Consider the following 24,547-nt stretch of genomic DNA (forward strand, 5'->3'; position numbering starts at 1 on the left):
TTTTGAAATTTTTACCTCAAAATTATTATCCTTTGAAAGCTTTTAACTTTTCAGTTAAAGCAGGAACAATCTGGAACGCATCTCCAACTACCCCGTAATCAGCAGCTTTGAAGAAAGGCGCTTCAGGATCGTTGTTAATAACTACAATTGTTTTGGAACCATTAACACCCGCTAAATGCTGGATTGCACCAGAGATACCTACAGCGATGTAAAGATTTGGAGAAATTGCCTTACCCGTTTGTCCAACGTGCTCAGCGTGAGGTCTCCAGCCAATATCTGCTACAGGTTTAGAACTTGCAGTAGCAGCTCCAAGAACATTAGCAAGATCTTCAATCATTCCCCAGTTTTCTGGTCCTTTCATACCACGACCTGCAGAAACAACAATTTCAGCTTCTTTAAGGTCTAGTTTACCTGAAGATTGTTCGTGGTTAATTACTTTAGTATCCTCATTAGCTACTGAAAGGTTTTTAACTTCTTCAGAACCTGAAACAGGATTTTCTTTTATACCGAATGCATTCTGAGAAACAGTAATTACAACATTTGAAGCATCTGCTTTTGCATGCATATAACCTTTACCGGAGAAAGCTTTTCTTTTTACCTGGAAAGGAGAAATAGATTCTGGTGCTGCAATTACATTGGTAATTAATGAAGCGCCTTTAGAAATCGCCAGCATTGGTGCAACTGAAGAAGCATCTGTAGTGTGAGGGAAAACAATAACGTTACCATCCAAAACTTCACCAACAGCTTGTGCATAAGCTTTAGCGCTGAAGTTTTTAAGTCCTTCATCTTTTACATTGATTACTTTATCTGCTCCGTACTTGTAAAGAACATCAGAAGCATCTGTAGGGTTAATTGCAATAACAGTTACGCTGTCACCAGCCTTATCTGCAACCGCTTTAGCGTAAGAAACTGCTTCGAAAGCTGCTTTCTTGTAAACGCCATTTATATTTTCTGCATATACGAATATTGCCATTTTTTCTTGATTTAAAGATTAAAAAATTGAAAGATTTAGATAACTTTTGCTTCTTCGTGAAGTAATCTTACCAGTTCATCTAAGTTGTCCGGAGAAACTAATTTTACAGCAGCTCTTGGCGGAACACTGTCAAATGAAACAGCTTCAACCTTAACTTCTGTAGAAGTAGGTTCAACAACTTGCAAAGGCTTTGTTCTTGCAGACATAATACCTCTCATATTCGGGATAATAAGGTCTTTCTCTTCCACCATTCCTTTTTGTCCGGCAATAACCGCAGGAAGTTTTACAGAGATAGTTTCTTTACCACCTTCAATTTCTCTTACAGCAGTAGCTTCACCACCATTAACTTCAAGACCTACGCAAGCGTTAACAAATGGCTGGTTAAGGATTTGTGCAACCATTCCTGGTACTGCTCCACCATTATAGTCGATAGACTCTTTACCAGCGATAACCAAATCGTAACCACCATCCTGAGCAATCTTAGCAATTTCTTTTGCTGTAGAGTAACTATCTTTAGCTTCGATGTTTACTCTTACTGCATCATTAGCTCCGATAGCTAATGCTTTTCTTATAACAGGTTCTGTCCCTGCATCTCCTACATTGATCACAGTAACTGTAGCGCCCTGAGATTCTTGTAATTTTATAGCTTTTGTTAAAGCAAATTCATCAAGTGGATTAATTACCCACTGAATTCCGTTTTTATCGAATGCAGATTTATCTGCTGTGAAGTTTATTTTTGCAGTTGTATCTGGTACACTGCTGATACATACTAATATTTTCATAATTAGAAATTGTGTATTGAATTTTGGCTAAGTTAATAAAAAAATGTTATGCATGCATACTAAATTTATCAAAATATATACATAGCATATTAATTACCATGTAGTTCACAGATTACAATGACTTACTTTTAATTAATGATTAATATTGCGTTTTACAGCTTTTAATGTGTAGTTTTTGTAATCCCTACTCAGGCTCTGCAATTACTTTGGAAGTGTAGGTCTGATTTCGATTTTAGATGGTAATGTTCTCGGGTTCATTTTCATCATATCCACGATTAATTCTCCGATATCTTCCGGCTGGATCTTCCATTCGTCATTATCACCTGGTTCGTGATTATTAAAATGTGATTTTACAGACCCCGGCATAATGGTAGAAACTTTTACATTGTATTTTCTAAGGTCCAACATTGCTGCTTGTGTAAAGCCTACGACACCAAATTTGGAAGCGTTATATCCTGCCCCATTAGCAAAGAAATTGGTCCCCGCCAGGCTGGCAATAGAAATAAAATAACCTTCAGATTTTTTCAGCGCTTCTACAGATGCTTTCAGGGTGTAAAAAACACCTGTAAGATTTGTATCTATCATATCCTGCCATGCTTCGACAGAAAGTTCATCTACAGGAGCGAAATGACCTAAGCCGGCATTTGCCACTACAAGGTCTACTTGTCCAAAATGATTTTTAACTTCCTGAAGTGCTTTGTCTTCATCTTCAAAGTTGCGTACATTGGATTGTATCGCTAAAACTTTTGAAGGATCACTGGAAAGTTGCAGCGCCGCAGCTTTTGCATCATCCAGATTTCTGCCACTAATGGCCACTCTCATTCCTGCATTTAACAAAACACTGGCGATACCCAAGCCTATGCCTTTGGTACCGCCAGTGATGTATGCTACTTTATTGTTTAGCATAAATTTTATTATTTTTTTAAATCCGTATAGTATTCAAAGAAATATGGAATAGACTCAATGCCTTTGTAGAAGTTAAATAATCCGTAGTGCTCGTTTGGAGAGTGGATCGCATCTGAATCCAGTCCAAAGCCCATTAGTACGGATTTACTTCCCAATACCTGTTCGAATAACGCTGTGATAGGAATACTACCACCGCTTCTGTAAGGTAAGACTTCTTTTCCGAAAGCTTTTTCCATTGCTTTTTTAGCTGCCTGGAATTCTTCTGAATCACTTGGTAAAACATATGGCATACCACCGTGATGAGGAGTAACTTTTACTTTTACGTTTTCAGGAGCAATTTTATGGAAATACTTAGTAAATTTCTCAGTAATCTCCTCAGGTGTCTGATATGGAACCAGACGCATAGAGATTTTAGCAAATGCTTTTGAAGGGATAACTGTTTTAGCACCTTCACCTGTATAGCCTCCCCAGATTCCGTTTGCATCCAAAGTTGGTCTGATAGATGTTCTTTCTAAAGTTGTATAACCTTTCTCGCCTTCTACTCCATTTAAACCGATAGATTTTTTGAAACCTTCCGGATCATCTTTCAGTTTATTCATTTCTGCTCTTTCCTCCAAAGAAACTTCTTCTACATTGTCGTAGAATCCGTCTATTGTAATTCTTCCGTCTTCGTCGATCAGTTGAGCAACCATTCTTGAAAGAACATGGATAGGATTTGGTACTGCACCACCATAAAGTCCGGAATGCAAATCTCTGTTAGGTCCTTCTACTTCAACCTCTACATAGCTAAGGCCTCTTAGTCCTGTAGTTACAGTTGGCTGTTCGTTTGAATATATATGCGTATCTGAAATTAAGATTACATCATTTTTCAGCTTCTCTTTATTCTCTGAAATCCAGTCTCCAAGGCTTTCAGATCCTACTTCTTCTTCTCCTTCGATAATGAATTTCACATTACAAGGTAAAGAATTAGTCTTCATCATAGCTTCAAAAGCTTTTACATGCATAAAGAACTGACCTTTGTCGTCCGCAGAACCTCTTGCAAATACAGCTCCTTCAGGGTGTAAAGGTGTGGTTTTTATAACTGGTTCGAATGGACCGCTTTCCCATAGCTCTAACGGATCTGGTGGTTGTACATCGTAATGACCATATACTAATACAGTCGGAAGTTTAGGATCAATAATCTTTTCACCATAAACGATAGGATAACCTTTGGTTTCGCAAACTTCAACCTGATCTGCTCCTGCTTCTTTTAAATGTTTGGCTACAGCATCTGCACAATTAAGAACATCTTTACTGTATGCAGGGTCGGCGCTGATAGAAGCTATTTTTAATAAATCACAAAGCTCATCCAGAAAGCGTTGTTTATTCTCCTGAATGTAATTTTGGGTTTCTGACATAATAATTTTTAATTTAGGTAAATATAAAAAATGTCCTGCGAAGCGCAAGACATTTTAATATGATAAATGTTATCTGATTATTTTTTAGCTTCTGCTGCCGGCTTAGCTTTAGCAGAGTCTTTCACTGCCTTTACTTCTGCAGTTTTAGAAACTTTAGTACTGTCAGTCATTGCTGGCTTTTCAGCTTGTGAAGGTGCAAAGTTTGGTTCTGTTTCAGAAGGTTCCATATGATCTGAATAACGCTCAACATCACTAGTTAACTTTACTGTATTCTTGTTTCCTCCTTGTGGAGAGTTACAAGATGCTATTGCAACAACTGCTACTGCAGATAAAATATATTTTTTCATATATCTATTTTTTATTATTCTTTATCGTTATGGAATCAGCATAGCTGATTTTATGTTCTTTTATTAACCGGTGTCAAAATTAATAATTCTACATTTCTAAGCCAAATAATGAAGCAATTTAAATTGATTTTAAAATAATTTTTCCTTTTTGGCTCTGTGTGAAGATTAGATACTGATTTCCACCATCTTTTATTTTGTATTTCTTCTTAATTTCATCCGGAGTTAATGGATAGTTTTTAGAAATTATATTAAAACGCTCCCCTTTTTCTATTTTCTTTGCTTCTACAGGTACTACTTTTAATACCCGGCCCGGAAAATCTTCAATAAAATCTGTTGACGTGTAAAGGTGGGTGTTAGGGTGAAGTTTTTCCAGATTATAGTATTCCGAGATAAAGTTAAATGCTCCGGATTTTAATACAGCATTATTTGGAATGTATAAATATTCAGATGTTTCACCAAAAATAGGTTTTGATTGCTGAATAGTGCTGAAAGCAACGTCCAATGATGGTTCATTGCTTTCCAGATTATGAATTTTTACTGTGGGACTCTGGTTAAAGTCTTTCTCAATAACAATTAAAAGTTCTTTAACTTCGTTCTTTACGGCTATAATATAGATTTCTGAAATGCCCGATACCTGAGATACAAGCATAGAAATATCCATAAGCGGCGATAGTTTTACCACTACTTTATCTGTGAACTCAAATAATTTATTTCGGATTTCAAGAATATCGGGAGACAGATCTTCCAGTAGAAATTTCTTTCGATTGTATGTATCTCTTCTGGCTGGGTCCAAATAGATTAGAGAAAATTTTTGATCATTTTTTTCTAAAAAATCACCTAAATCTAAGTTTAAATAAAGTGTATTAATTTTATTTAATATCAACCAGTTATGTGATACTATTTCAAGTAAATTTTTATTCTGTTCTACAAGAGTTGTTTGACTGAAATTTGCTGAAAGATAGTAGGCATCTATACCATAACCACTGGTAAGGTCTAATAAGCTTTCGCCAGAAAATAAATTTGCTTTGAAGGCTGCAGTTGTCTCGGAGGAGGCTTGCTCCAGGTTTAATTGCGGCGGGAAAATAATCCCGTCCTGTAATAAGAATGGAAATTTCTTTTCTGCAGCTTGTCTGCCCTTTATCTGTTGGGCTATTTCCTGAATACTAACATCACTGAAAGGCGAGCCGGACAGTAATAATTTTGTGAGATCTTGTCGACTGTTGTCTTTTATGAATTGTTGTACTTCAGGACGAAGAATATTACTAAACTCCATAACGTTCGGCTAACCGGACAGGTCTTATAGCGGATTCAGTATAGAGTTCTTCTGTTGCTATTTTGGCTTCTAAAGCCGGGTAAAGATTAACGCCTAAAAGCTTTATCTTACCTTCATCTAACCAGTTTTGCTCTTTAATTGCCTGATCGTATACCAGCTTCTGAATGTTTCCGGATTCTAAATTGCTTATGTAGCCACCATTTCTTTCAAGTTCAAGGAAAAGTTCCCATGCTCTTTCAGCTATATCTTTTGTAGCATCTTCTACAAAGAAGCTGCCGGCAGTTGCATCTTCAAAAACATTGATAATACTTTCATAGGCCAGTACAATCTGTTGTTTGAAAGATATTTCTTCAGAGACTGAGCTTGTTTCCGAAAGCTTGTAATCGTTTGCATAAACAGCATCTGCCCCACCAATCATTGCCGAAGCCAATTCTAATGTACTCCGGATAAGATTGTTCTCGGGATCATTAAGACTTTTATTTCGCAAGGATGTTTCTGCAAAAATATAGGGAATAGCCTCTTTACTATATTCTTTGGATAGCTGACTGATTAAAATTTTCAGGGCGCGAATCTTTGCAATTTCCAGAAAATACTGACTTCCAATCGCCACTCTGAATATTACTTGTTCAAATACTTCCTCTCCATATAGTTCTGTAAGCTCTTTAATTTTTAATAATGCAATAGCTAACTGCTGAACTATAGAAGCGCCAGCATTCTGATAAATTGAAATGTCTACTCCTATCTTTCTTTTTGCCTCAGTATTTAAGAGTTCTTTTCCTGTTTCAGGGTTAAAAGTCTCTCCATGTTCTATCCTTTTAAAGATATCCTGAAGGCAGAAATAATTATTGTTTTTATCTTTTGCAGCAGCTGTATTTAAAGCAGAATCTTCATAAAAGAATGCCTTGTCCTGTAATTGTAAAGGTTCTTCTTTGATGAGAAATGCATAAGCATCTTCCAATAAATAATCATTGTAAGGTGCAACCAAATGCATGTTTTCTTCCAGACGGGGAAGTTTTACAGGTACGATATTCTCTAAAGTATAAAAAGGCTTGATTTCCAAGCCTTCAATATTTTCTTTTTCCAGTACTTTATAGATATCTTCAGTTTTTAACTGTTTAGCAACCAGTTTTTCCCAATCCTGAAGATTCGTTTTTGCAAAAGACATATTTTATTTTTTTACACTGTTAGCGCTGTCAACTACCAAAATAAAGATTTCTTCATTCTTTTTCTTCATGAAATAGTTCTCGCGGGCAAATTTTTCACGTTCAGATTTGTTGAACATTAGCTTCTTATAAAAATTATCATTTTTCTGATATTCCTTTTTATAATAGTCTAATTGTTCTTCATATTTCTTGATCTCTCCATTTAGTTCATTAATAACTAAAAAAGATGTACTGTCGAAAAAAGTCATCCATACCAGAAATACAGTTATAGTAATGACATATTTGTTCAGGACATATTTTCGGAGAAATCTGAATCCTGAAGATGGTTTTTTGATATCTTTAATAAGATTATCCATTTTTATACACTTTGTTTCTTTAACGAGTTATTGATAACAGTTGTTAAAAAATCAATTGCAACAGTATTGTGTCGCATATTTGGTACGATAAGGTCTGCTTCGTTTTTAGATGGCTCTATAAACTCATTGTGCATAGGTTTCAGAGTTGTCTGATAACGATGTAGTACCTCTTCCAGATCGCGGCCCCTCTCCTGGGTGTCACGCTTAATTCTTCTGATTAATCTCTCATCTGAATCTGCATGAACAAATACCTTAAGGTCGAATTCCTTTAATAATTCCTTATTCGTAAGAACCAGAATACCTTCTACAATAAGAACATTTTTTGGTTCTATAAGAATATGATCTCCTGTTCTGGAATGAGTTACAAAAGAATAAACCGGCTGATCTATCTCCTCATGATTTTTTAACTTCTTTACATGATCTAAAAGTAAGTCAAAATCTATAGACTTTGGATGATCATAGTTAAGTTTTTCTCTTTCCGCTAAATTAAGATGTTGATTGTCTAGATAATAATTGTCCTGAGAAAGAACATTTACACCTTCAATATTAAGCTGCTGAAGGATTTTGTTGACTACAGTTGTTTTTCCTGAGCCTGTACCACCTGCGATACCTATTACGAGCATTTACTTTGATTTTGGCAAAGATAGAAAAAATGTCAATTACGATGAAAGTAATATGTGTGAAATCATTTTAGTAAATCTAGCTCGATAATATTATTGTCCTTTTTTAGCTTAGTTTTTAACAAAGCGTCAAGCTCCTTTAATTTTTGTTGTGGGGTTTTAATATTCCCGTTGTCATCCAGACTGTCGAATATATTTCCTTTCATTACCTCTATTCTGTAGTCCTTTGCAGGATCTCTTCGATATTCTTTATAAATCTCAATATATTTTTCCTGTGATATCTCTATTTGGGGACTTCTTGTATTTACTACCGGATAATTATTGTAGTCAGTAATATTATTCTTAATCCCTGTTAAGTTAAATTTATGACTACCGGTAGTATCTTCAAGCTTTAATATAAGCCCGGGCAAACCATGAAACTTATAAGGGCCATCTGGAATCGGTATGTCGGCAGTGAACCATGCAATCCATTTTCGACCGGCAAAATCAGTGACTGCTTTTTGCACAGAAAATCCCTTATATTTATCTGTGACTGTTTCTATATGCCATGTCTGCTTCCTGAGATCAGTGACAGAAAGTTTCTTGTTATAAGTATTAATAAGAAAGCTTAGTTTGTAAGAAGGATATTCTTTTGTTATTCTGTAATCAATAAATTTAGAGTCTCTTGGAGGCATAATAAACTGATTTTTTTTAGCCATGCTTATTAATGTGGAGTCAGATATGTACTTTTGTCCGTCGAAAAATCCGGAACCCTTTTGGGTAATATCTAAATACATTATATTAATTTCTTTGTTTATGCTATTTGTAGAATCCGAAATCGTAGTATATTCATATATAAAGCGTTTTACCTGTGCATCTGAGGTACAGTAAATACAGATCAATATAATAAGAGGAATATTTTTCATAATTTATGTAGATTTAAAAAAAAACAATTCTGAATAATGTAGTCTATGGCTTATATTCTATTTTTTGATTAAGTTCTATAATATTGTCATTTTTTCTAATATACTTTTGTATTCTAAAAGTATCTTCCCTGATGTCAACTTTTTTTATTCCACCCATACCATCATCAGTAGCGACCTTCATATTATATACTTTCGCAAATGAATAGGGATCATTATAATAATCTATTTGGATTTTATTGAACATTTCCCAGCTGAGCTTATTTCCTTCATTGAATGAAAATAAATTATTGTGATTAAACTTTTTGATTCTGACCAGCTTGAATATATAATTCTGATTGCTGTCTGATATCTGAATTATGAGACCAGGTAAACCATGAAAGACATGCGGACCTTCTGATAATTGAATATCCTGAGTAAAATATGCTATCCAATGCCTTCCTCCATAATTTACCTCCGCTCTTTGGCATTTAATATTTTCGATTATTTTACTTTCAGGAAAAAGCTTCCAGTTTAATATCTCGGTGATATTAACATAAAATTTATCCTTGCTAATTGGTGAAACTATATATTTTACAGCTTTATTGGTCTTTATATCTTTTTTAAGGTAGATCTGATCATTAAAATTCAAATTATAACCGTAACCATAGCTACTTTTAAAAAAAATTAAAGAATCAGAAATTCTTCTAAATTCTGAACGAAATACTGATTCTTGGTTTAGAATATCCAGATAATACAATCTGGATTTTACTAAACTATCCTTATTATTTGTTGATGGACGATAAGTAAGTTCGTATACTATTGTGGTATTCTGTCCTGATAAAAATATTGATATCAGAATAAAAATGAATACAATGAAATTTTGATTGGTATATTTCATTATTCATAATTATTTAGACTAGCCCATGATATGAGCTAGTCTTTAAAAGTTTTTAAAATAGAAATTATATGCACCTCAATGCTGCCCATTCTCCAACTGCATTATCGTATCCTACAAAGACACCACATCTCAACCCATATTGATGACAATCGTCATTTTTTCCTGCTGTGCACATATTTTCATAAGCACTACCTTTCAGGTTTTTCATTTCTGCTCTTGAAAGCTTTTTTAAAGTTTTCATCTTAAAATTATTTTAGATTCTCCTACTCTATAAGCTTTTCGGATTCCGCTACTTACATAATGCTATTTATGAATTGAGTTTTGTAAATAGTTTAAAATTAAATATCTATTTTAGTATAAATTACTTTAATTTGAATAAAATGATTAGAAATATGCATAAAAATATCTAGAATATGAATATTGTTAATATATTGAAAGTTAAATATCTTATTTATGGTCTATACTCTATATTTTGGCTGATTTCAACAGGATTATTATTTTCTCTCATTCTTTCTCTAATGGCTTGGGTCATTTCTCTAAAATCTAATTTTTTAGTTCCTCCCATTCCGTCATCAGTTACAGTTTTTAAATTTTGAGATTTAACAAAAGCAAAAGGATCATTGTAATAATCAATTTGTATTTTTTTATATTCATTCTGGGTTATTTCTTTTCCCATTCTGGTTGTATATAATTCTTTGTGGGGATATTTTCCGATTTTGACCAGTTGAAATACATATTCTTTATTTTTGTCAGAAATCTGAATTATTAATCCGGGTAGGTTATTGAATATATACGGTCCTTCAGATATGCTAATTTCTTCAGTGAACCAAGCAATCCATCGCCTTCCTCCATATTCAACTTCAGCTTTCTGACATCGGAACTTTTCAATTACTTTTATATCAGAAGAAAGTTTCCAATTCAATGGCTCAGTCATTTTAATATTAAATTTATCGGTACTTAAAGGCACAGATATAAACTTATAAACTGAATTATTATCCAGATTTTTCTTTATGTATAAATAATCATTAAAAATTGTTGATCCGCTGCCACTGTAGCCTGTTTTATTTTGTATTGAATCAGAGTCTCTTGATTTTTCAGACCGAAATAATGATTCATTATTCAGAATATCCAAAAAATATAGCTGAGAAACTTTTTTATCATTTTTTAATGAAGGTTTATAAGTCATTATATACTCAATGGAATGGCCTTGTCCATATGTAATGAATATTAGTAATAATAAAACCTGAGTCATCAATTTTTTTATAGAGATATTCATAGGATGTTTAACTGAAAAACCCCATCTAAAATTATCTGTTATAGTTTTAGATGGGATTTATAGTATTTAATTTGGTTTTACACATCTCATCGCATACCATTCTTTTGTAACATATAGACCACATTCAAGTCCCATTGCTTTACAGTCATCATTAGCTCCTGTAGTACACATTGCCTTTTCTTCTCTTCTTCCGCCTAATGCATTTTTCAAATCTGCTCTTGAAAGCTTTTTTAAAGTTTTCATATTGAAATTATTTTAGATTCTCCTACTCTATAAGCTTTTCGGATTCCGCTACTTACATAAATGCTATTTGTGAATTGAGTTTTGTAAGTAGTTTAAAATTAAATACCTATTTTAGTATAAATTACTTTAATTTGAATAAAATAATTAAAAATATGCATAAAAATATCTAGAATATGAATATTGTTGGATCCAGGATAAAAAGAATCCGTGAAGAAAAAGGAATTAAACAAGAATATATGGCCTATGAACTCGATATTTCTCAGAGTAATTATGGAAGATTAGAAAAACAGGACAGCAGACTTACTGTTCCTAAAATTCAAAAGATTGCTGGAGTATTAGGAGTTTCTGTAGCTTTATTGTTTGGTGAAGAAATTAGTAATGTTGTAAACGAGGGTTTTAATGCTTCCAATGAAAATGAAAAGCATATTGAATCTTTGAAAGAAGAAATAGATTTTTTAAGGAAAATGTTAAAAGACCAGGGAAAGTAAATTATTTGAAAACTAATCTATTTTCACCTTTTCTCCTGAAATCTCAGGAGAGATATTAAACACATAAAGAACCACGGCTTTTACACGTGCTAAAAACTCACGGGCATGATTCCTATAAAAGCTTTCATTGCTATTTACATCCTGGGCATCGAATGCATAAGCATTCATTCCTTCGTTTCTTGCCATAAATAAAGCTCTTAAGTTATGGAAGCCCTGTGATACAATGATAACATTGTTTTCCTGATAGATATACTTACATCTGAAAATACTGGCCTGAGTATTAAAACCTTTAGGGTCTTCAATAATTGCCGATTGTGGTATTCCACCATTAAAGATGAGATAGTTTCTCATGGCTTTAGGCTCGTCGTAATTCTTACTTTTTTCTCCGCTTACAATAATGCGTTTTACTTTTCCGATATTATACAAAGCTGTAACAGCATCCATACGTGTTATAAAGTATGGATTTGCCCTGCCGCCTACAGTTTTTGGAGAAGTTCCGAGTACTAATGCACATTTCTGGGCTGGAATTTTGCTCAGTTTTGTAAAGGTACGCCCGTCAGTAAGCGCAACAACCCATATGTTGGCTAAAAACATTAGCAAAATAAGGATTTCTGAACTGCGGATAACCGCCTTTATTAATATGTAAATCTTTCTTCTCAGATATTATCGAAGTTTAAATTAATTTCTCTGGATAAAGCTACACCAACACAAGGTAAAATCAAACCAGATTGTGTTTCTTTTTCTGTTAAATATTCATTTTCTACCATGTAGACTTCTCCTTCTTCCAAATGACATCTACACGACCCGCATAATCCGGACTTACAGGAATATGGAATGTCAAATCCTGCTTCTAACAGAGCGCTCAGTATTCTGGTTTCATTAGAAGGGATATGATGTTCATATTTTTTACCAAAAAGAGTGAATTTTACCTCAATATCTTTTACTACAGGTAATTCCTCTTCTATTTCATATATATCTTCATTAAACTCATCAAAAAGTTCAAAATGAATATTTTGTTTTCTTATACCATGATGATAACAGGCATTGGCAATAGATTTAATCATTTCGCCGGGACCGCATATAAGGACTTCATCGGTAGCATCCCATATTGTAGATTCTTCATCTTCCTCATCCTGATCAAGAATTTGGTTGATAATAAGACTTACCTTTTTTGCATCCAGTCTTCCCTGGAACATCAGATTTTGAGCTTTTTCTCTGGAAAAAAAGAAAAATGAATGAAATCTGTCCGGATATTGTGTTTGCAAATCGGACAGTTCGTCTATATATGCAATATTTTCTTTATCTCTATTTCCATAAAACAGGAATAATCTTGTATTGGCTTCATTATGAAGAATGTTCTTCATGTGACTAAGAATAGGTGTGATTCCTATTCCTGAAGCAAAACAAAGAATAGTTCTTTTCTCATTTGGTCTGGATCTTATCGTAAAACGCCCTTGTGGTTCCGAAATTTCAACAACATCTCCAGGTTCCAGACTCTTATAAAGGTGATATGCAAAGCTCTCTTCGCTACTATATTTAATTCCAAAGCTTAACTCATTTTCATAAGGTGCCGAGGTATAAGAATAATCATTCTGTCTGTTTCCTAGTTTTATAGCAGAATATTGTCCTGATTCATATTGGAATTTTTCTTTTAAATGTTCCGGAATTTCGAAGGTCAGGGAAAAGCTCGTTTTTGTCAATCGCTTTTTTTTGACTATTTTTAGCCAATGAAATTGAACTGTGTTTCTTATGGTAACGTTTTCTAACATTAACACAAAAATATATAAAAAAAGATGAAAAAGCTATTCTTTGGGATTACAATACTGTCAGCAATTGTTGCTTGTAAAAAAACAGATTCCCCTGTAACAGGAAATAAAAACAACGACAGAACTGAAATGGTTCCGAATCCGGAAGGGGAAGTTAAAGATTCCGGAAAAGCATTGCAGATCCTTGGAGAGGATAAAGTAGCAGAGCTTTTAAAGACTAAAGATAATGATACACTGTATGTTACTAATTTCTTTGCAACATGGTGTGGACCTTGTATGATCGAAATTCCATATTTTAAAACTGAAATGGAAAAACTAAAAGGTGAGAAAGTTAAATTCACTTTTGTAAGTGTAGACCAGCCGGAAGACTGGAATACTAAGGTTAAAGAATTTGGAAATATCCAGGGACTAAGTAGTAATATAGTATTATTTGATATGGTAAATGCAGCTCCTGGATTTGCTAAAAGCAATACCAATACATGGGATGGTGGTGCTATACCATTTACCAGAATGTCTAAAGGAAATAAAGTATTCGAGAAAGTTGGTACACTTTCCGAAGAGGAAATGCAGAGTAAACTTAACGAGTTTAAATAACCGACTGAATGTCAGTGAAATTTAGAAATATAAGTATAGGGCTTCTGGCCCTATTCTTTATCTTAGCCTTTATCAATCTGAATATAGGCTTTACTGATTTGAATTTTACTGATTTCTTTTCTTCTGATGAAAGCACCTCATTAATAGCTCAGTTACGTATCAACAGAGTTATTATAATATTTCTGGCAGGAATATCTATTCCTACAAGCGGCTTTCTTATGCAGGAGTATTTTCAGAATCCATTGGCGGGACCTGAAGTTTTAGGAATAACCTCTGTGGCCTCTCTGGCTGTTGCCAGTTATATTTTTCTTACTAAAGATTTTACATTACCCGAATTTTTGCAAAGTGGCCTTATCAGCATGGCTGCATTTGCAGGCAGTCTTTTGTTAATGCTTATATTACTGGCATATTCCAAAGCCTTTACCGATAAAACCTATCTTATTATCTTTGGCTTTCTTATATCAGCCTTAGCCAGTGCCATTGTAAGTCTTATGCAGGTATATGCACAAAGCGAATCTTTAAAGAGTTATGTTTTATGGTCATTTGGTGCTAATAATCAGGTAACACTTTCTCAGATAGCTATTGTAGGTGCTTTGGTCACAGTCGGAATGTTTTTATGTTTCAGATCAATAAAACCTTTAATGGGAAATGCATTGGGGGAAAGCTATGCTAAATCTTTTGGAGTAAATCTGGAAAGGTTAAAATACCTTGTTATTATTTGCTCTTCTCTGTTATCAGCAAGTATTACAGCATTTTTGGGACCTGTTTTGTTTATAGGAATTGTCGTTCCTCATTTTTGCAGAATGCTATGGAATCCTGCGCAGTTATGGCAGCAATGGATTCTCAATATATTATTTGGTGCCTGCTTGCTAGAGTTGTTTTCCATTATCTCGGAATTGGCTCATTGGCCTATTAATATTATATCTTCTTTGTTTGGAGTTCCCGTTATTCTGACTATGCTTGTTAAAATGAACCGCCGTGCAGTCTGAAGTTATTTTAAAATTAGAACATCTTGATATTGGTTACCAGAAAGCTTTGGTAAAAGATATCTGTGCGGAACTAAAGCCGGGAGAAGTTTGTCTATTGATGGGAAATAATGGACAGGGGAAAACAACGCTTATCAAAAATATCCTTGGTGAAAACAAATTGCTAAACGGTGATATTATACTGGCTGGACAGTCAATAAACACCTTATCTGCGCTCCAAATTGCTAAAAAGATTTCAGTCGTCTTTTCCAAAGCAACTATTCCGAATGGATTTACAGTGAAAGATCTGGTAAGTTTAGGAAAATATATACATTATCCATATTATTTTTCTCTTAACAAAAAAGATGAAGAAGAGGTTATCGATATTATTAATAAGATTGGATTGCAGGAATATACAGATATGCCCCTTCAGCAGCTGTCAGACGGAAATCTGCAAAAAGCTTTTATAGGCCGTGCATTAGTGCAAAATACCTCTGTTATTATTCTTGATGAACCTACAACGCATTTGGATGAGAAGAACAAAACTATTGTTCTTGCCACACTTCGTATGCTGGCGAAAGAATACCATAAAACAATTCTGTTCTCTTCTCATGACTGGAGACTGGCAAAAGAATTTTCAGATAAGATATGGTATATTAAAGATGGAGGATTATATTCTGGTATTGCCGAGGATATACTGTCTGCCCATCCGGAGCTTACTACTCCTGCCCTTTTTCATTTCAATGATGCATTTGTAACTCCTCATATTGAAGCACCTCAGTTACAGAAAGAAATGCTATTCTCAGTGCTTCAAAAAAACTTCAAAAAAGACCTTTCTCAATTCAATTTTATCTTTCAGGATGGTATTTGGGATATTTCTTCAGATACATTTCAAAAAAAAGCTAAAAGTTTTGAAGAAATCATTCAATTAATCAGAAACCTTTAATAATCTGACAGTTCGGAAGCTTTAAATTAATATTATGCATGCATAGTATTATGCTTTTCATAGTTTTTAAAGCATTGGTTTCGAATATTTTAACAAAAATTAACTTTGCAATGATGTTATGCATGCATAATAATTATTAAATTTGAGAAGACCAGAATTTAATATTGATATGGATAATAACAAAGGAAGAGTTGATAACATTGATCTTATTCTGAAGCAGACCTGGCTGGCCGTTTCCAAAATGTATTCGGAGCGTGCTCAGGAATATGATTCAACAGCTGTTCAGGCTTTAACACTTTTAAAGATCGATCCTAAAGAAGGAACAAGGAGCACTAACCTTGGACCAAAGATGGCTATCGAGCCAACATCACTTACAAGAATCATAAAACTTCTTGAAGACAACGGTTATATCTACAAAGAAAAAACAACTACAGATAAGAGAGAGGTTATAATAAAGCTTACCGATAAAGGGCTTAATTCGCGAAACCTTTCGAAAGAAGTAGTTGTTAATTTCAACAAAAGAGTAATCGAAACCATTAACCCTGAAAAATTGGAAACTTTCAAGGAAGTAATGCGTGATATTTTGAATATAGCAAACGATTTAAATAACAAGAAATAAAATTCCAAATCTTTATGAAAAGAAGAATAAAACATGTTACCGTTCTTGGTTCTGGGATTATGGGATCCGGTATTGCTGCACATTTTGCCAACATTGGTGTAGAAGTGTTGCTTCTGGATATTGTACCTAACCAGCTTACTGATGCGGAAACAGCTAAAGGTCTTACATTAGAAGACAAAGCGGTTCGTAACAGAATTGCTTCCGAAAGTTTACAAAAACTTCCTAAAGCAAGTCCTGCACTACTCTATTCTCCAAAGTTTGTAAGCAGAATTACTGCAGGAAACTTCGATGACGATTTAGAGAAAATCAAGAATACTGACTGGATTATAGAGGTTGTTGTAGAACGCCTTGACATCAAGAAGTCTGTATACGAAAAGATTGAGAAATACAGAAAACCGGGAACTTTAGTATCTTCTAATACTTCTGGTATTCCTATTCATTTCCTTATTGAAGGAAGAAGCGATGATTTTAAAAAATACTTCGCAGGAACACACTTCTTTAATCCGGTAAGATATTTACCACTTTTAGAAATTATTCCTACTCCGGAAACTGATCCTGAGATTGTAAATTTCTATATGGAATACGGTGCTAAATTCCTGGGTAAAACTACAGTTTTAGCAAAAGATACTCCAGCGTTTATCGCTAACAGAATTGGTACTTTTGGTATTATGAATTTATTCCATTCTGTAAAAAAGCTTGGCTTAACAGTTGGTGAAATTGATAAACTAACAGGACCAGTTATCGGCCGTCCAAAGTCTGCAACATTCCGTACTGCGGATGTAGTAGGTCTGGATACATTAGTACACGTAGCCAACGGAATCTATGGTAGCGGTGCAGAATCAGATACTTTCAAAGATCAATTTGTTCTACCTGATTTTGTACAATACATGATTGACAACAAGCTATTGGGATCTAAAACCGATGCTGGTTTCTTTAAAAAAGTAAAAAATGCTGATGGTAAGTCAGAAATCTTAGGCCTTAATCTTGAGACTCTGCAATACGAACCACAAGGAAAAGCAAGCTTCCCTACTCTGGAATTAACAAAGACTATTGACCGTCCTATCGATCGTTTCAAAGTACTAATTGGCGGAAAAGATAAGGCTGGTGAATTCTACAGACAGATGCTTGGGGCTTTATTTGCTTATGCTTCTAATAAAGTACCAGAAATTTCTGATGAAATCTATAAAATTGATGATGCTCTACGCGCAGGATTCGGCTGGGAAAATGGACCTTTCGAAATCTGGGATGCAGTAGGCGTTCAGAAAGGTATAGAGCTGGCGAAAGAAGCCGGATATGAAGTATCTGACTGGGTGAAAAATATGGCTGAAGGTACAAGCTTTTATAAAATCAATGACGAAGGGCAAAAGACTTTCTTCAACGAGAAAGCCAACCAGTACGCTAATATCCCTGGGCAAGACGCCTTCATTATCTTAGATAATATCAGAAAGAATAAAACGCTTTGGAGTAATTCCGGTTCTGCAATTGAGGATCTGGGAGATGGTATCATCAACTTCGAGATTCGTTCCAAAATGAACTCTCTTGGAGGTGAAGTATTAGACGGGTTAAACAGAGCAATTGATTTAGCTGAAAAAGAATACGATGGATTAGTAATCGGTAACCAGGCTGCTAACTTCTCGGTTGGAGCTAACCTTGCTATGATCCTTATGATGGCTGTAGACCAGGATTGGGATGATCTGAATATGGCGATTAACTATTTCCAACAATCTATGATGAGAGTACGTTACTCTTCTATTCCGGTTGTTGTGGCTCCTCATGGTATGACTTTGGGTGGTGGTTGCGAAATGACCATGCATGCAGACAGAGTTGTGGCAGCTGCAGAAACTTATATCGGACTTGTTGAGTTTGGTGTTGGTGTAATCCCTGGAGGCGGTGGTTCCAAAGAACTTACTGTAAGAACAATGAAAGAAGTAATTGCGGATGATGTTAAAACAAACAGATTGCGTGATGCCTTTATGAATATCGCCATGGCTAAAGTAGCAACTTCTGCATACGAGGCTTATGATATGGGTATTTTACAGAAACACAAAGACATCGTTGTTGTAAATAAAAACCGTCAGATTGCTGAAGCAAAACAAGTTGCTTTACAATTGGCTGAACAAGGGTATACACAACCAATCAAAGAGAAAGTAAAAGTACTTGGACAGGATGCTTTGGGTATGTTCTATGTAGGAACTGACCAGATGCTTGCCGGAAGATATATTTCTGAACACGATAAAAAAATAGCTGATAAGCTAGGTTTTGTAATGGCCGGAGGTAATCTTTCTGAAGCTACAGATGTATCCGAACAATACTTACTGAATCTTGAAAGAGAAGCTTTCTTATCGCTTTGTGGTGAAAGAAAAACTCTGGAAAGAATTCAGTATATGTTACAAAACGGAAAACCTCTTCGTAATTAGAAGTTAGAAGTTAGATATTAGAAGTTAGATGAAAGCTCATAGGTTACAAGATCTACAGATTTGGCAAAAATCTATTTTATTGGTTAAGGAAGTTTATCTCTTAACAGAGAAGCTGCCAGCTGATGAAAAATATGGTCTTGTCTCTCAAATAAAAAGATGTGCAGTATCTATCCCTTCAAATATCGCTGAAGGAGCCGGGAGAAATAATTCAAAAGAATTTTATCAATTTTTAGGAATAGCTCAAGGATCAAGTTACGAACTTGAAACACAGTTGATTCTTTTAGTTGAATTAAATTTTATGGAAGAAATTAAAATTTTACCGCTTCTACAGAACCTAACTGAAATTCAGAAGATGATCTATAAGTTTAAAACAAATTTAATCGATGGTTAGACTCATTTCTAACCTCTAAATTCTAATTTCTAAATTATGAAACAAGCATATATAGTTGCAGGATACAGAACAGCGGTAGGTAAAGCTCCGAAAGGTTCACTTCGCTTTACAAGACCAGATGTAATGGCTGCAACAGTTATTGAAAAATTAGTGGGTGATTTCCCACAATTAGATAAAGACAGAATAGATGACCTTATCGTTGGTAATGCAATGCCGGAGGCAGAACAAGGACTTAACGTAGCGCGTCTTATTTCCCTTATGGGACTTAATACTGACAAAGTACCGGGTGTTACCGTAAACAGATATTGTGCATCAGGATCTGAAGCTATTGCATTAGCATCGGCAAAAATCCAGACCGGTATGGCAGATTGTATTATTGCTGGAGGTACTGAATCTATGAGTTATATTCCTATGGGTGGGTATAAGCCGGTTCCGGAATCTCATATGGCAAAAGATCATCCTGATTACTATTGGGGAATGGGCTATACTGCAGAAGCTGTAGCGAAAGAATACAATGTTTCCAGAGAAGAACAAGATCAGTTTGCATTCGAATCTCATCAAAAAGCTTTAAAAGCAATTGCTGAAGGCAGATTTGCAAATCAAATAGCTTCCATTCCTGTAGAGTATACTTTCCTGGATGAAAACCAAAAGACGCAGACTAAGAAATTTGATTTCTCTGTAGATGAAGGACCAAGAAAAGATACCTCTTTGGAAGGTCTGGCAAAACTAAGACCTGTTTTTGCTAATGGAGGATCTGTTACTGCAGGTAACTCTTCACAGATGTCAGATGGTGCTGCTTTTGTTTTGGTAGTATCAGAAGAGTTCCTGAAAGAATTCAATCTCACTCCAATTGCGAGATTAGCATCTTATGCAGCAGCAGGTGTACCACCAAGAATTATGGGAATCGGACCTATCTATGCTATTCCTAAAGCATTGAAACAAGCGGGACTTTCTCTTAATGATATAGATTTGATAGAACTGAATGAAGCTTTTGCTTCGCAGTCTGTAGCTATTAAGAAAGAATTAGGACTGAATCCTGATATTCTTAATGTAAACGGAGGTGCTATTGCACTAGGACACCCGCTAGGTTGTACAGGGACAAAACTGACAGTACAGCTTTTGGATGAAATGAAAAAAAGAGGTAATAAATATGGTTTAGTTTCTATGTGTGTAGGTACAGGACAAGGAGCTGCCTCAGTTTTTGAATTATTATAAAATTTTAGATTTTAAATTCTAAATTTTAGTTGAAATGAGTTTCAAAGAAGATAACTTAATTCAGAATAAAACATTTGAATTTGCATTAGAGATTATTAAGTTTTATGAAATTTGTAAATCTCAAAATGAATTTATTCTGGCAAAGCAAATTCTTCGTTGTGGAACTTCCATTGGTGCTAATGTAGAAGAAGCGATAGCGGCTCAAAGTAAAAAAGATTTTATCTCTAAGCTTTCTATTGCGAATAAAGAAGCTCGAGAAACAAGATACTGGTTAAGGCTTTATGAGTCTTCAAATCTGGTTCAGTTTAACTTAGATTTTTATTTAAAAGAAATTGAAAGCATTATTAATATTTTAACTAAGATTATTAAAACATCATCTGAAAATTTATAAACAAAATCTCACTTAAAATATAAAATCTATAATTTAAAATTAATCAAACACATGGCAAATACTAAAGGAGGAGAATTCCTAATAAAAGATATTGAAGCAAAAGATATTTTCAGTATCGAAGAATTAAATGAGGATCAAAAGATGATGCGTGATTCCGCTAAGGAATTTATCGATCGTGAAGTAGTTCCAAACAGAGAACGTTTCGAGAAAAAAGATTATGCATATACTGAAGAAGTAATGCGTAAGATTGGTGAGATGGGCTTTTTAGGAATTGCTGTCCCTGAAGCTTATGGTGGTATCGGAATGGGCTTTGTAACAACAGTAATGGCTTGTGACTATCTTTCAGGAGCTACAGGTTCATTGGCTACAGCTTATGGTGCACACACTGGTATTGGTACATTGCCAGTAGTTCTTTACGGAACCGAAGCGCAAAAACAAAAATATCTTCCGGATCTGGCAACGGGTAATCACTTTGGTGCTTACTGCCTTACTGAGCCAGATGCTGGTTCAGATGCTAACTCAGGGAAAACTAAAGCAAAACTTTCTGAAGATGGTAAGCATTACATCATCAACGGACAGAAAATGTGGATTTCTAATGCGGGATTTGCTGAGACCTTCACATTATTTGCAAAAATAGACGATGACAAAAATATTACAGGTTTTGTTATTAACAAATCTGAATTAGAAAATCCGGATAGCTTAACCTTTGGTGAAGAAGAGCACAAATTAGGTATTCGCGCCTCTTCTACTCGTCAGGTATTCTTCAATGATATGAAAGTTCCTGTAGAGAACTTATTAGGAGAAAGAAATAACGGATTCAAGATCGCCTTAAACGCATTGAACGTTGGGCGTATTAAGCTTGCGGCTGCGTGTCTTGATGCACAAAGACGTATAATGAATCATTCAGTTAACTATGCTAACGAAAGAAAGCAGTTCGGTGTTTCGATATCTACTTTTGGAGCAATCAGAAAGAAGATTGCTGAAATGGCAACTGGTACTTTCGTAAGTGAGGCTGGTACTTACCGTGCAGCTAAAGACATTGAAGATAAAGTTGAAGAATTAGTAGCTGGCGGATTGGATCACCAACAAGCAGAATTAAAAGGTGTAGAAGAATTTGCTGTAGAATGCTCTATACTTAAAACTTATGTATCTGATCTTGCTCAGCATACTGCAGATGAAGGTATTCAGGTTTATGGAGGTATGGGCTTCTCTGAAGATACACCAATGGAAGCAGCATGGAGAGATTCCAGAATTTCCAGAATCTATGAAGGAACTAACGAAATCAACCGTCTTCTTTCTGTAGGAATGCTTATTAAGCGTGCTATGAAAGGTGAATTAGATTTGCTTTCTCCTGCAATGGCTGTAGGAAAAGAATTGATGGGAATTCCTTCATTTGAAACGCCAGATTATTCAGCTTATATGTCTGAAGAAAAGGCAATCATCCATAATCTTAAGAAAGTATTCTTAATGGTTTCTGGATCTGCGCTTCAGAAATACATGACTGAGATAGAGAAGCAACAGCACTTATTACTAAATGCTTCTGAAATTCTGAACCAGATTTATATGGCAGAATCAGCAATCCTAAGAGCTGAGAAACATTTTGCTGAAGGTAGTGTAGAAGCTGCAATGGCAAGACTAAACCTATACAAGGCTGTAGAAAAGATCAACGTTGCTGCTAAAGAAGGTATTATTTCTTTTGCAGAAGGTGATGAACAGCGTATGATGCTTTCAGGTCTGAGAAGATTTACAAAGTATACAAACCATCCAAACGTAGTGAAGTTAACTGAAGAAGTTGCTGCACACTTCGTTAATAAAGGATCTTACTAGGATTTAATAATCACAAATAGTTTTTTTAGCGCCTCACTTTAGTGAGGCGTTTTTTTGTCTGTTAAAATATATTATATGTCTCTATCGAGATGAGTCATTTCCAATATTAATTTAACAATACATCTTTTTCAAAACCCATATTTAGATTTATAAAATCCTGATCAAATAACTATCTTTGGATACAAATTTTAGTTTTTATGATTTCAAAAATCCGGACTGTTGCAGCATTGAGTATAACCATCACCCTACAGACATTTTCTGCTCAGGAAAAGCAACCTCAATCCCAACAGGAATGGGAAATTTATAAGAATTATTATTTGACATATGCATTCCGGAATAATCCTTCTTTGGTACAGGAGTTATATAAAGATTCTGCTGTACAAACAATGCTAAATGATAGAAATAAGAGATTCGACGATGGAAAAGATTGTCTTACTACAGATTGTCTTATTGATGCTCTAAAATGGAGAGAATCTGAAATTACAGTTCTTAATAACAAATTTCAAGATCTTTATGTGAAGAATAAAAACTTTCTGAATTTTATAGAAAATACTCTATTCAGATCAAATAGATACAAAAAGCAGGAATCTCAGGACCCGAAAGAAATGCTCCAAAAGGCTTTATTACAGGACTTAACAGCGATGAATAATGTTATTGATATTTATGGAGCGGGTAAAAAACCTGATTATCCGGATATAGATTCTATTTCTTTCAATGTAAAGGACAAAAACTATATTGAACTACTGAGAAATGTTCGGTTCGATGTAGCTGCTGATACGGAGAAGCATACTTTCGACCAGACATTGCTATCTGCTATCCGTTTGCTGGAAGTAAATGAACGTTGGGATGCAGCTCAGTTAGAACCTTTGAATAAAACCGAAAATAGAGAAGCCTACGAGAAGATAAAGAAAACCGATTTCTCCAAATATCCTTATGCATCTTTACTTATTTTGGGAGCAGGTCCGCAAATCCATGGACAAAAGATAAGTCCATTGGGAATGCTTAGATCCAGACAGGCATTGAGAGCATATCAAAAAGGATTAATACCATTTATTATAGTTTCCGGAGGTCGTGTTCATCCATTCAAAACACAATATATAGAGGCTGTGGAAATGAAGCGTTATATGATTGATGTTTTAGGAATTCCAGCCTCTGCAATTATTATTGACCCTTTTGCAAGGCATACAACAACTAATGTAAGAAATGCAGGACGCATGATTATGGATTATGGCTTTCCAAAAGATAAATGGTCTCTGGTCTCCAGCAGTAAAACCCATATTGATTATGTTGAAAAAGCAATGGACAAACGCAGCTTGAAAGAGTTGGGTACCGTTCCTTATGTCGTAGGTAAACGTATCAACGACCTGCTATTGGAATACAAGCCTACACCAGAAGCTTTTATAATTAATCCGGCCGAACCTCTGGATCCATAATTTTGGTAAAAGTTAATCTTAGTTAAAGTGCAGATAGTCAATGCTGTTTTTTATAATTTTGGTTAAAACAAAAGTTATGAAAAGGGTACTTATTACAACAGCCATCTTATTTGCAGGTTTAGTTTTTTCTCAGACAAAAAAGAACGACTCTCTTCCTTCAAAAAATAAAACATCCTCCACAAAGGAATCAAAAAGCTTTTATAAGAATGTAGATTCTGCATCTGCCAGTAAATATAAAATTCTGAACTCTAAACCTAAAGAACAGAATAAATATCATATTCTGAAAAAAGAAGAAAAGCCAGCTTATAAGTTTACTCCTACACCACAAACGCGATTATTGCCACAGCCTGAAAAAAAAGAAAATAAATAAAAATTCA

The 24,547-nt window shown here is 34.7% G+C and carries 28 protein-coding genes; 12 read left to right on the forward strand and 16 right to left on the reverse strand.

Annotated elements, in window-relative coordinates; all coding sequences use genetic code 11:
* Window positions 1-25: 25 nt before the first annotated feature.
* The 14 genes from AYC65_RS07000 to AYC65_RS20730 all read right to left on the reverse strand — a co-directional run bounded on the left by AYC65_RS07000 (window position 26) and on the right by AYC65_RS20730 (window position 11,118).
* Window positions 26-973 carry an electron transfer flavoprotein subunit alpha/FixB family protein gene (locus tag AYC65_RS07000; protein ID WP_034867029.1) on the reverse strand — a complete coding sequence of 316 codons (948 nt, stop codon included), beginning with the start codon at window positions 971-973 and terminating at the stop codon, window positions 26-28.
* A gap of 35 nt (window positions 974-1,008) precedes the next feature.
* Window positions 1,009-1,755, reverse strand: a complete 747-nt coding sequence (locus AYC65_RS07005) for an electron transfer flavoprotein subunit beta/FixA family protein (RefSeq protein WP_034867026.1) — start codon at window positions 1,753-1,755, stop codon at window positions 1,009-1,011.
* A gap of 201 nt (window positions 1,756-1,956) precedes the next feature.
* A complete protein-coding gene (locus tag AYC65_RS07010; protein ID WP_034867024.1) occupies window positions 1,957-2,661 on the reverse strand; it encodes an SDR family oxidoreductase in 705 nt (234 codons plus the stop codon).
* 8 nt (window positions 2,662-2,669) lie between these two features.
* The gene (locus tag AYC65_RS07015; protein ID WP_034867022.1) at window positions 2,670-4,058 is read right to left on the reverse strand and encodes a dipeptidase; all 1,389 of its coding nucleotides are present in this window, start codon (window positions 4,056-4,058) and stop codon (window positions 2,670-2,672) included.
* Window positions 4,059-4,135: 77 nt separating this feature from the next.
* Window positions 4,136-4,405, reverse strand: a complete 270-nt coding sequence (locus AYC65_RS07020) for a hypothetical protein (RefSeq protein ID WP_034867020.1) — start codon at window positions 4,403-4,405, stop codon at window positions 4,136-4,138.
* Between the two features lie 118 nt (window positions 4,406-4,523).
* Window positions 4,524-5,678, reverse strand: a complete 1,155-nt coding sequence (locus tag AYC65_RS07025) for a class I SAM-dependent methyltransferase (RefSeq protein WP_034867018.1) — start codon at window positions 5,676-5,678, stop codon at window positions 4,524-4,526.
* Complete coding sequence (locus tag AYC65_RS07030) at window positions 5,668-6,843, reverse strand: methylmalonyl-CoA mutase family protein (protein ID WP_034867017.1); 1,176 nt, start codon at window positions 6,841-6,843, stop codon at window positions 5,668-5,670. The genes AYC65_RS07025 and AYC65_RS07030 overlap by 11 nt, the downstream gene beginning before the upstream one ends.
* Window positions 6,844-6,846: 3 nt before the next feature.
* Window positions 6,847-7,197, reverse strand: a complete 351-nt coding sequence (locus AYC65_RS07035; protein WP_034867016.1) for an FtsB family cell division protein — start codon at window positions 7,195-7,197, stop codon at window positions 6,847-6,849.
* A 2-nt stretch (window positions 7,198-7,199) separates the two neighbouring features.
* Window positions 7,200-7,820 (reverse strand): uridine kinase, encoded by a 621-nt coding sequence (gene udk, locus AYC65_RS07040; RefSeq protein ID WP_009088536.1) that lies wholly within the window; start codon window positions 7,818-7,820, stop codon window positions 7,200-7,202.
* 62 nt (window positions 7,821-7,882) lie between these two features.
* Window positions 7,883-8,722, reverse strand: coding sequence for a GLPGLI family protein (locus tag AYC65_RS07045; protein ID WP_078674545.1), 840 nt, complete (start codon window positions 8,720-8,722; stop codon window positions 7,883-7,885).
* 43 nt (window positions 8,723-8,765) lie between these two features.
* Window positions 8,766-9,599: a GLPGLI family protein gene (locus AYC65_RS07050; protein WP_059333770.1), complete on the reverse strand. Its 834-nt coding sequence runs from the start codon at window positions 9,597-9,599 to the stop codon at window positions 8,766-8,768.
* A 64-nt stretch (window positions 9,600-9,663) separates the two neighbouring features.
* Window positions 9,664-9,840, reverse strand: coding sequence for a bacteriocin-like protein (locus AYC65_RS20725; RefSeq protein WP_157877509.1), 177 nt, complete (start codon window positions 9,838-9,840; stop codon window positions 9,664-9,666).
* Between the two features lie 210 nt (window positions 9,841-10,050).
* Entirely contained in the window at window positions 10,051-10,875 is an 825-nt protein-coding gene (locus AYC65_RS07055) for a GLPGLI family protein (protein WP_034867014.1), read from the reverse strand.
* Window positions 10,876-10,941: 66 nt separating this feature from the next.
* Window positions 10,942-11,118, reverse strand: coding sequence for a bacteriocin-like protein (locus AYC65_RS20730; RefSeq protein ID WP_157877508.1), 177 nt, complete (start codon window positions 11,116-11,118; stop codon window positions 10,942-10,944).
* A gap of 173 nt (window positions 11,119-11,291) precedes the next feature.
* Between AYC65_RS20730 and AYC65_RS07060 the strand changes: the two genes are divergently transcribed.
* Window positions 11,292-11,606, forward strand: a complete 315-nt coding sequence (locus tag AYC65_RS07060) for a helix-turn-helix domain-containing protein (RefSeq protein ID WP_034867011.1) — start codon at window positions 11,292-11,294, stop codon at window positions 11,604-11,606.
* Between the two features lie 12 nt (window positions 11,607-11,618).
* Here AYC65_RS07060 and AYC65_RS07065 read toward each other — a convergent pair whose 3' ends face one another.
* Together AYC65_RS07065 and AYC65_RS07070 are read right to left on the reverse strand one after the other, a co-directional pair.
* Window positions 11,619-12,200 carry a SanA/YdcF family protein gene (locus AYC65_RS07065; protein ID WP_034867009.1) on the reverse strand — a complete coding sequence of 194 codons (582 nt, stop codon included), beginning with the start codon at window positions 12,198-12,200 and terminating at the stop codon, window positions 11,619-11,621.
* Window positions 12,201-12,262: 62 nt separating this feature from the next.
* Window positions 12,263-13,306: a 2Fe-2S iron-sulfur cluster-binding protein gene (locus AYC65_RS07070; protein WP_078674570.1), complete on the reverse strand. Its 1,044-nt coding sequence runs from the start codon at window positions 13,304-13,306 to the stop codon at window positions 12,263-12,265.
* Window positions 13,307-13,399: 93 nt separating this feature from the next.
* On the opposite strand from AYC65_RS07070, the gene AYC65_RS07075 reads away from it, so the two are divergent.
* From AYC65_RS07075 to AYC65_RS07125, 11 genes are all read left to right on the forward strand, one after another.
* Window positions 13,400-13,966: a TlpA family protein disulfide reductase gene (locus AYC65_RS07075; protein WP_034867005.1), complete on the forward strand. Its 567-nt coding sequence runs from the start codon at window positions 13,400-13,402 to the stop codon at window positions 13,964-13,966.
* A gap of 8 nt (window positions 13,967-13,974) precedes the next feature.
* Window positions 13,975-14,955, forward strand: a complete 981-nt coding sequence (locus AYC65_RS07080) for a FecCD family ABC transporter permease (RefSeq protein ID WP_034867004.1) — start codon at window positions 13,975-13,977, stop codon at window positions 14,953-14,955.
* The gene (locus tag AYC65_RS07085; protein ID WP_034867001.1) at window positions 14,945-15,877 is read left to right on the forward strand and encodes an ABC transporter ATP-binding protein; all 933 of its coding nucleotides are present in this window, start codon (window positions 14,945-14,947) and stop codon (window positions 15,875-15,877) included. Before AYC65_RS07080 ends, AYC65_RS07085 begins: the two co-directional genes overlap by 11 nt.
* A 169-nt stretch (window positions 15,878-16,046) precedes the next feature.
* Window positions 16,047-16,496 (forward strand): MarR family winged helix-turn-helix transcriptional regulator, encoded by a 450-nt coding sequence (locus AYC65_RS07090; protein WP_009093306.1) that lies wholly within the window; start codon window positions 16,047-16,049, stop codon window positions 16,494-16,496.
* A 14-nt stretch (window positions 16,497-16,510) separates the two neighbouring features.
* Window positions 16,511-18,913 carry a 3-hydroxyacyl-CoA dehydrogenase/enoyl-CoA hydratase family protein gene (locus AYC65_RS07095; RefSeq protein WP_034866999.1) on the forward strand — a complete coding sequence of 801 codons (2,403 nt, stop codon included), beginning with the start codon at window positions 16,511-16,513 and terminating at the stop codon, window positions 18,911-18,913.
* Window positions 18,914-18,941: 28 nt separating this feature from the next.
* Complete coding sequence (locus AYC65_RS07100) at window positions 18,942-19,304, forward strand: four helix bundle protein (protein WP_034866997.1); 363 nt, start codon at window positions 18,942-18,944, stop codon at window positions 19,302-19,304.
* Between the two features lie 36 nt (window positions 19,305-19,340).
* Entirely contained in the window at window positions 19,341-20,519 is a 1,179-nt protein-coding gene (locus AYC65_RS07105; RefSeq protein WP_034866994.1) for an acetyl-CoA C-acyltransferase, read from the forward strand.
* Window positions 20,520-20,553: 34 nt separating this feature from the next.
* The gene (locus AYC65_RS07110) at window positions 20,554-20,910 is read left to right on the forward strand and encodes a four helix bundle protein (RefSeq protein ID WP_034866993.1); all 357 of its coding nucleotides are present in this window, start codon (window positions 20,554-20,556) and stop codon (window positions 20,908-20,910) included.
* Window positions 20,911-20,961: 51 nt separating this feature from the next.
* Window positions 20,962-22,737 (forward strand): acyl-CoA dehydrogenase family protein, encoded by a 1,776-nt coding sequence (locus AYC65_RS07115; protein ID WP_034866990.1) that lies wholly within the window; start codon window positions 20,962-20,964, stop codon window positions 22,735-22,737.
* Between the two features lie 197 nt (window positions 22,738-22,934).
* The gene (locus AYC65_RS07120; RefSeq protein ID WP_052114603.1) at window positions 22,935-24,170 is read left to right on the forward strand and encodes a YdcF family protein; all 1,236 of its coding nucleotides are present in this window, start codon (window positions 22,935-22,937) and stop codon (window positions 24,168-24,170) included.
* A gap of 76 nt (window positions 24,171-24,246) precedes the next feature.
* Window positions 24,247-24,540 carry a hypothetical protein gene (locus AYC65_RS07125; protein ID WP_034867217.1) on the forward strand — a complete coding sequence of 98 codons (294 nt, stop codon included), beginning with the start codon at window positions 24,247-24,249 and terminating at the stop codon, window positions 24,538-24,540.
* Window positions 24,541-24,547: the final 7 nt, after the last annotated feature.

The organism is Elizabethkingia bruuniana, from assembly GCF_002024805.1.
Taxonomy (GTDB): domain Bacteria; phylum Bacteroidota; class Bacteroidia; order Flavobacteriales; family Weeksellaceae; genus Elizabethkingia; species Elizabethkingia bruuniana.

What these genes read in the sequence shown, in the direction of transcription:
- udk (WP_009088536.1), bottom strand. Translation starts at nt 7,820, where the DNA reads ATGCTCGTAATAGGTATCGCAGGTGGTACAGGCTCAGGAAAAACAACT.
- AYC65_RS07060 (WP_034867011.1), top strand. Translation starts at nt 11,292, where the DNA reads ATGAATATTGTTGGATCCAGGATAAAAAGAATCCGTGAAGAAAAAGGA.
- AYC65_RS07005 (WP_034867026.1), bottom strand. Translation starts at nt 1,755, where the DNA reads ATGAAAATATTAGTATGTATCAGCAGTGTACCAGATACAACTGCAAAA.
- AYC65_RS07030 (WP_034867017.1), bottom strand. Translation starts at nt 6,843, where the DNA reads ATGTCTTTTGCAAAAACGAATCTTCAGGATTGGGAAAAACTGGTTGCT.
- AYC65_RS07090 (WP_009093306.1), top strand. Translation starts at nt 16,047, where the DNA reads ATGGATAATAACAAAGGAAGAGTTGATAACATTGATCTTATTCTGAAG.
- AYC65_RS07015 (WP_034867022.1), bottom strand. Translation starts at nt 4,058, where the DNA reads ATGTCAGAAACCCAAAATTACATTCAGGAGAATAAACAACGCTTTCTG.
- AYC65_RS07080 (WP_034867004.1), top strand. Translation starts at nt 13,975, where the DNA reads ATGTCAGTGAAATTTAGAAATATAAGTATAGGGCTTCTGGCCCTATTC.
- AYC65_RS07065 (WP_034867009.1), bottom strand. Translation starts at nt 12,200, where the DNA reads ATGTTTTTAGCCAACATATGGGTTGTTGCGCTTACTGACGGGCGTACC.
- AYC65_RS07035 (WP_034867016.1), bottom strand. Translation starts at nt 7,197, where the DNA reads ATGGATAATCTTATTAAAGATATCAAAAAACCATCTTCAGGATTCAGA.
- AYC65_RS07000 (WP_034867029.1), bottom strand. Translation starts at nt 973, where the DNA reads ATGGCAATATTCGTATATGCAGAAAATATAAATGGCGTTTACAAGAAA.
- AYC65_RS07105 (WP_034866994.1), top strand. Translation starts at nt 19,341, where the DNA reads ATGAAACAAGCATATATAGTTGCAGGATACAGAACAGCGGTAGGTAAA.
- AYC65_RS07095 (WP_034866999.1), top strand. Translation starts at nt 16,511, where the DNA reads ATGAAAAGAAGAATAAAACATGTTACCGTTCTTGGTTCTGGGATTATG.
- AYC65_RS07045 (WP_078674545.1), bottom strand. Translation starts at nt 8,722, where the DNA reads ATGAAAAATATTCCTCTTATTATATTGATCTGTATTTACTGTACCTCA.
- AYC65_RS07125 (WP_034867217.1), top strand. Translation starts at nt 24,247, where the DNA reads ATGAAAAGGGTACTTATTACAACAGCCATCTTATTTGCAGGTTTAGTT.
- AYC65_RS07020 (WP_034867020.1), bottom strand. Translation starts at nt 4,405, where the DNA reads ATGAAAAAATATATTTTATCTGCAGTAGCAGTTGTTGCAATAGCATCT.
- AYC65_RS07115 (WP_034866990.1), top strand. Translation starts at nt 20,962, where the DNA reads ATGGCAAATACTAAAGGAGGAGAATTCCTAATAAAAGATATTGAAGCA.
- AYC65_RS07075 (WP_034867005.1), top strand. Translation starts at nt 13,400, where the DNA reads ATGAAAAAGCTATTCTTTGGGATTACAATACTGTCAGCAATTGTTGCT.
- AYC65_RS07120 (WP_052114603.1), top strand. Translation starts at nt 22,935, where the DNA reads ATGATTTCAAAAATCCGGACTGTTGCAGCATTGAGTATAACCATCACC.
- AYC65_RS20730 (WP_157877508.1), bottom strand. Translation starts at nt 11,118, where the DNA reads ATGAAAACTTTAAAAAAGCTTTCAAGAGCAGATTTGAAAAATGCATTA.
- AYC65_RS07055 (WP_034867014.1), bottom strand. Translation starts at nt 10,875, where the DNA reads ATGAATATCTCTATAAAAAAATTGATGACTCAGGTTTTATTATTACTA.
- AYC65_RS07110 (WP_034866993.1), top strand. Translation starts at nt 20,554, where the DNA reads ATGAGTTTCAAAGAAGATAACTTAATTCAGAATAAAACATTTGAATTT.
- AYC65_RS07010 (WP_034867024.1), bottom strand. Translation starts at nt 2,661, where the DNA reads ATGCTAAACAATAAAGTAGCATACATCACTGGCGGTACCAAAGGCATA.
- AYC65_RS20725 (WP_157877509.1), bottom strand. Translation starts at nt 9,840, where the DNA reads ATGAAAACTTTAAAAAAGCTTTCAAGAGCAGAAATGAAAAACCTGAAA.
- AYC65_RS07100 (WP_034866997.1), top strand. Translation starts at nt 18,942, where the DNA reads ATGAAAGCTCATAGGTTACAAGATCTACAGATTTGGCAAAAATCTATT.
- AYC65_RS07025 (WP_034867018.1), bottom strand. Translation starts at nt 5,678, where the DNA reads ATGGAGTTTAGTAATATTCTTCGTCCTGAAGTACAACAATTCATAAAA.
- AYC65_RS07050 (WP_059333770.1), bottom strand. Translation starts at nt 9,599, where the DNA reads ATGAAATATACCAATCAAAATTTCATTGTATTCATTTTTATTCTGATA.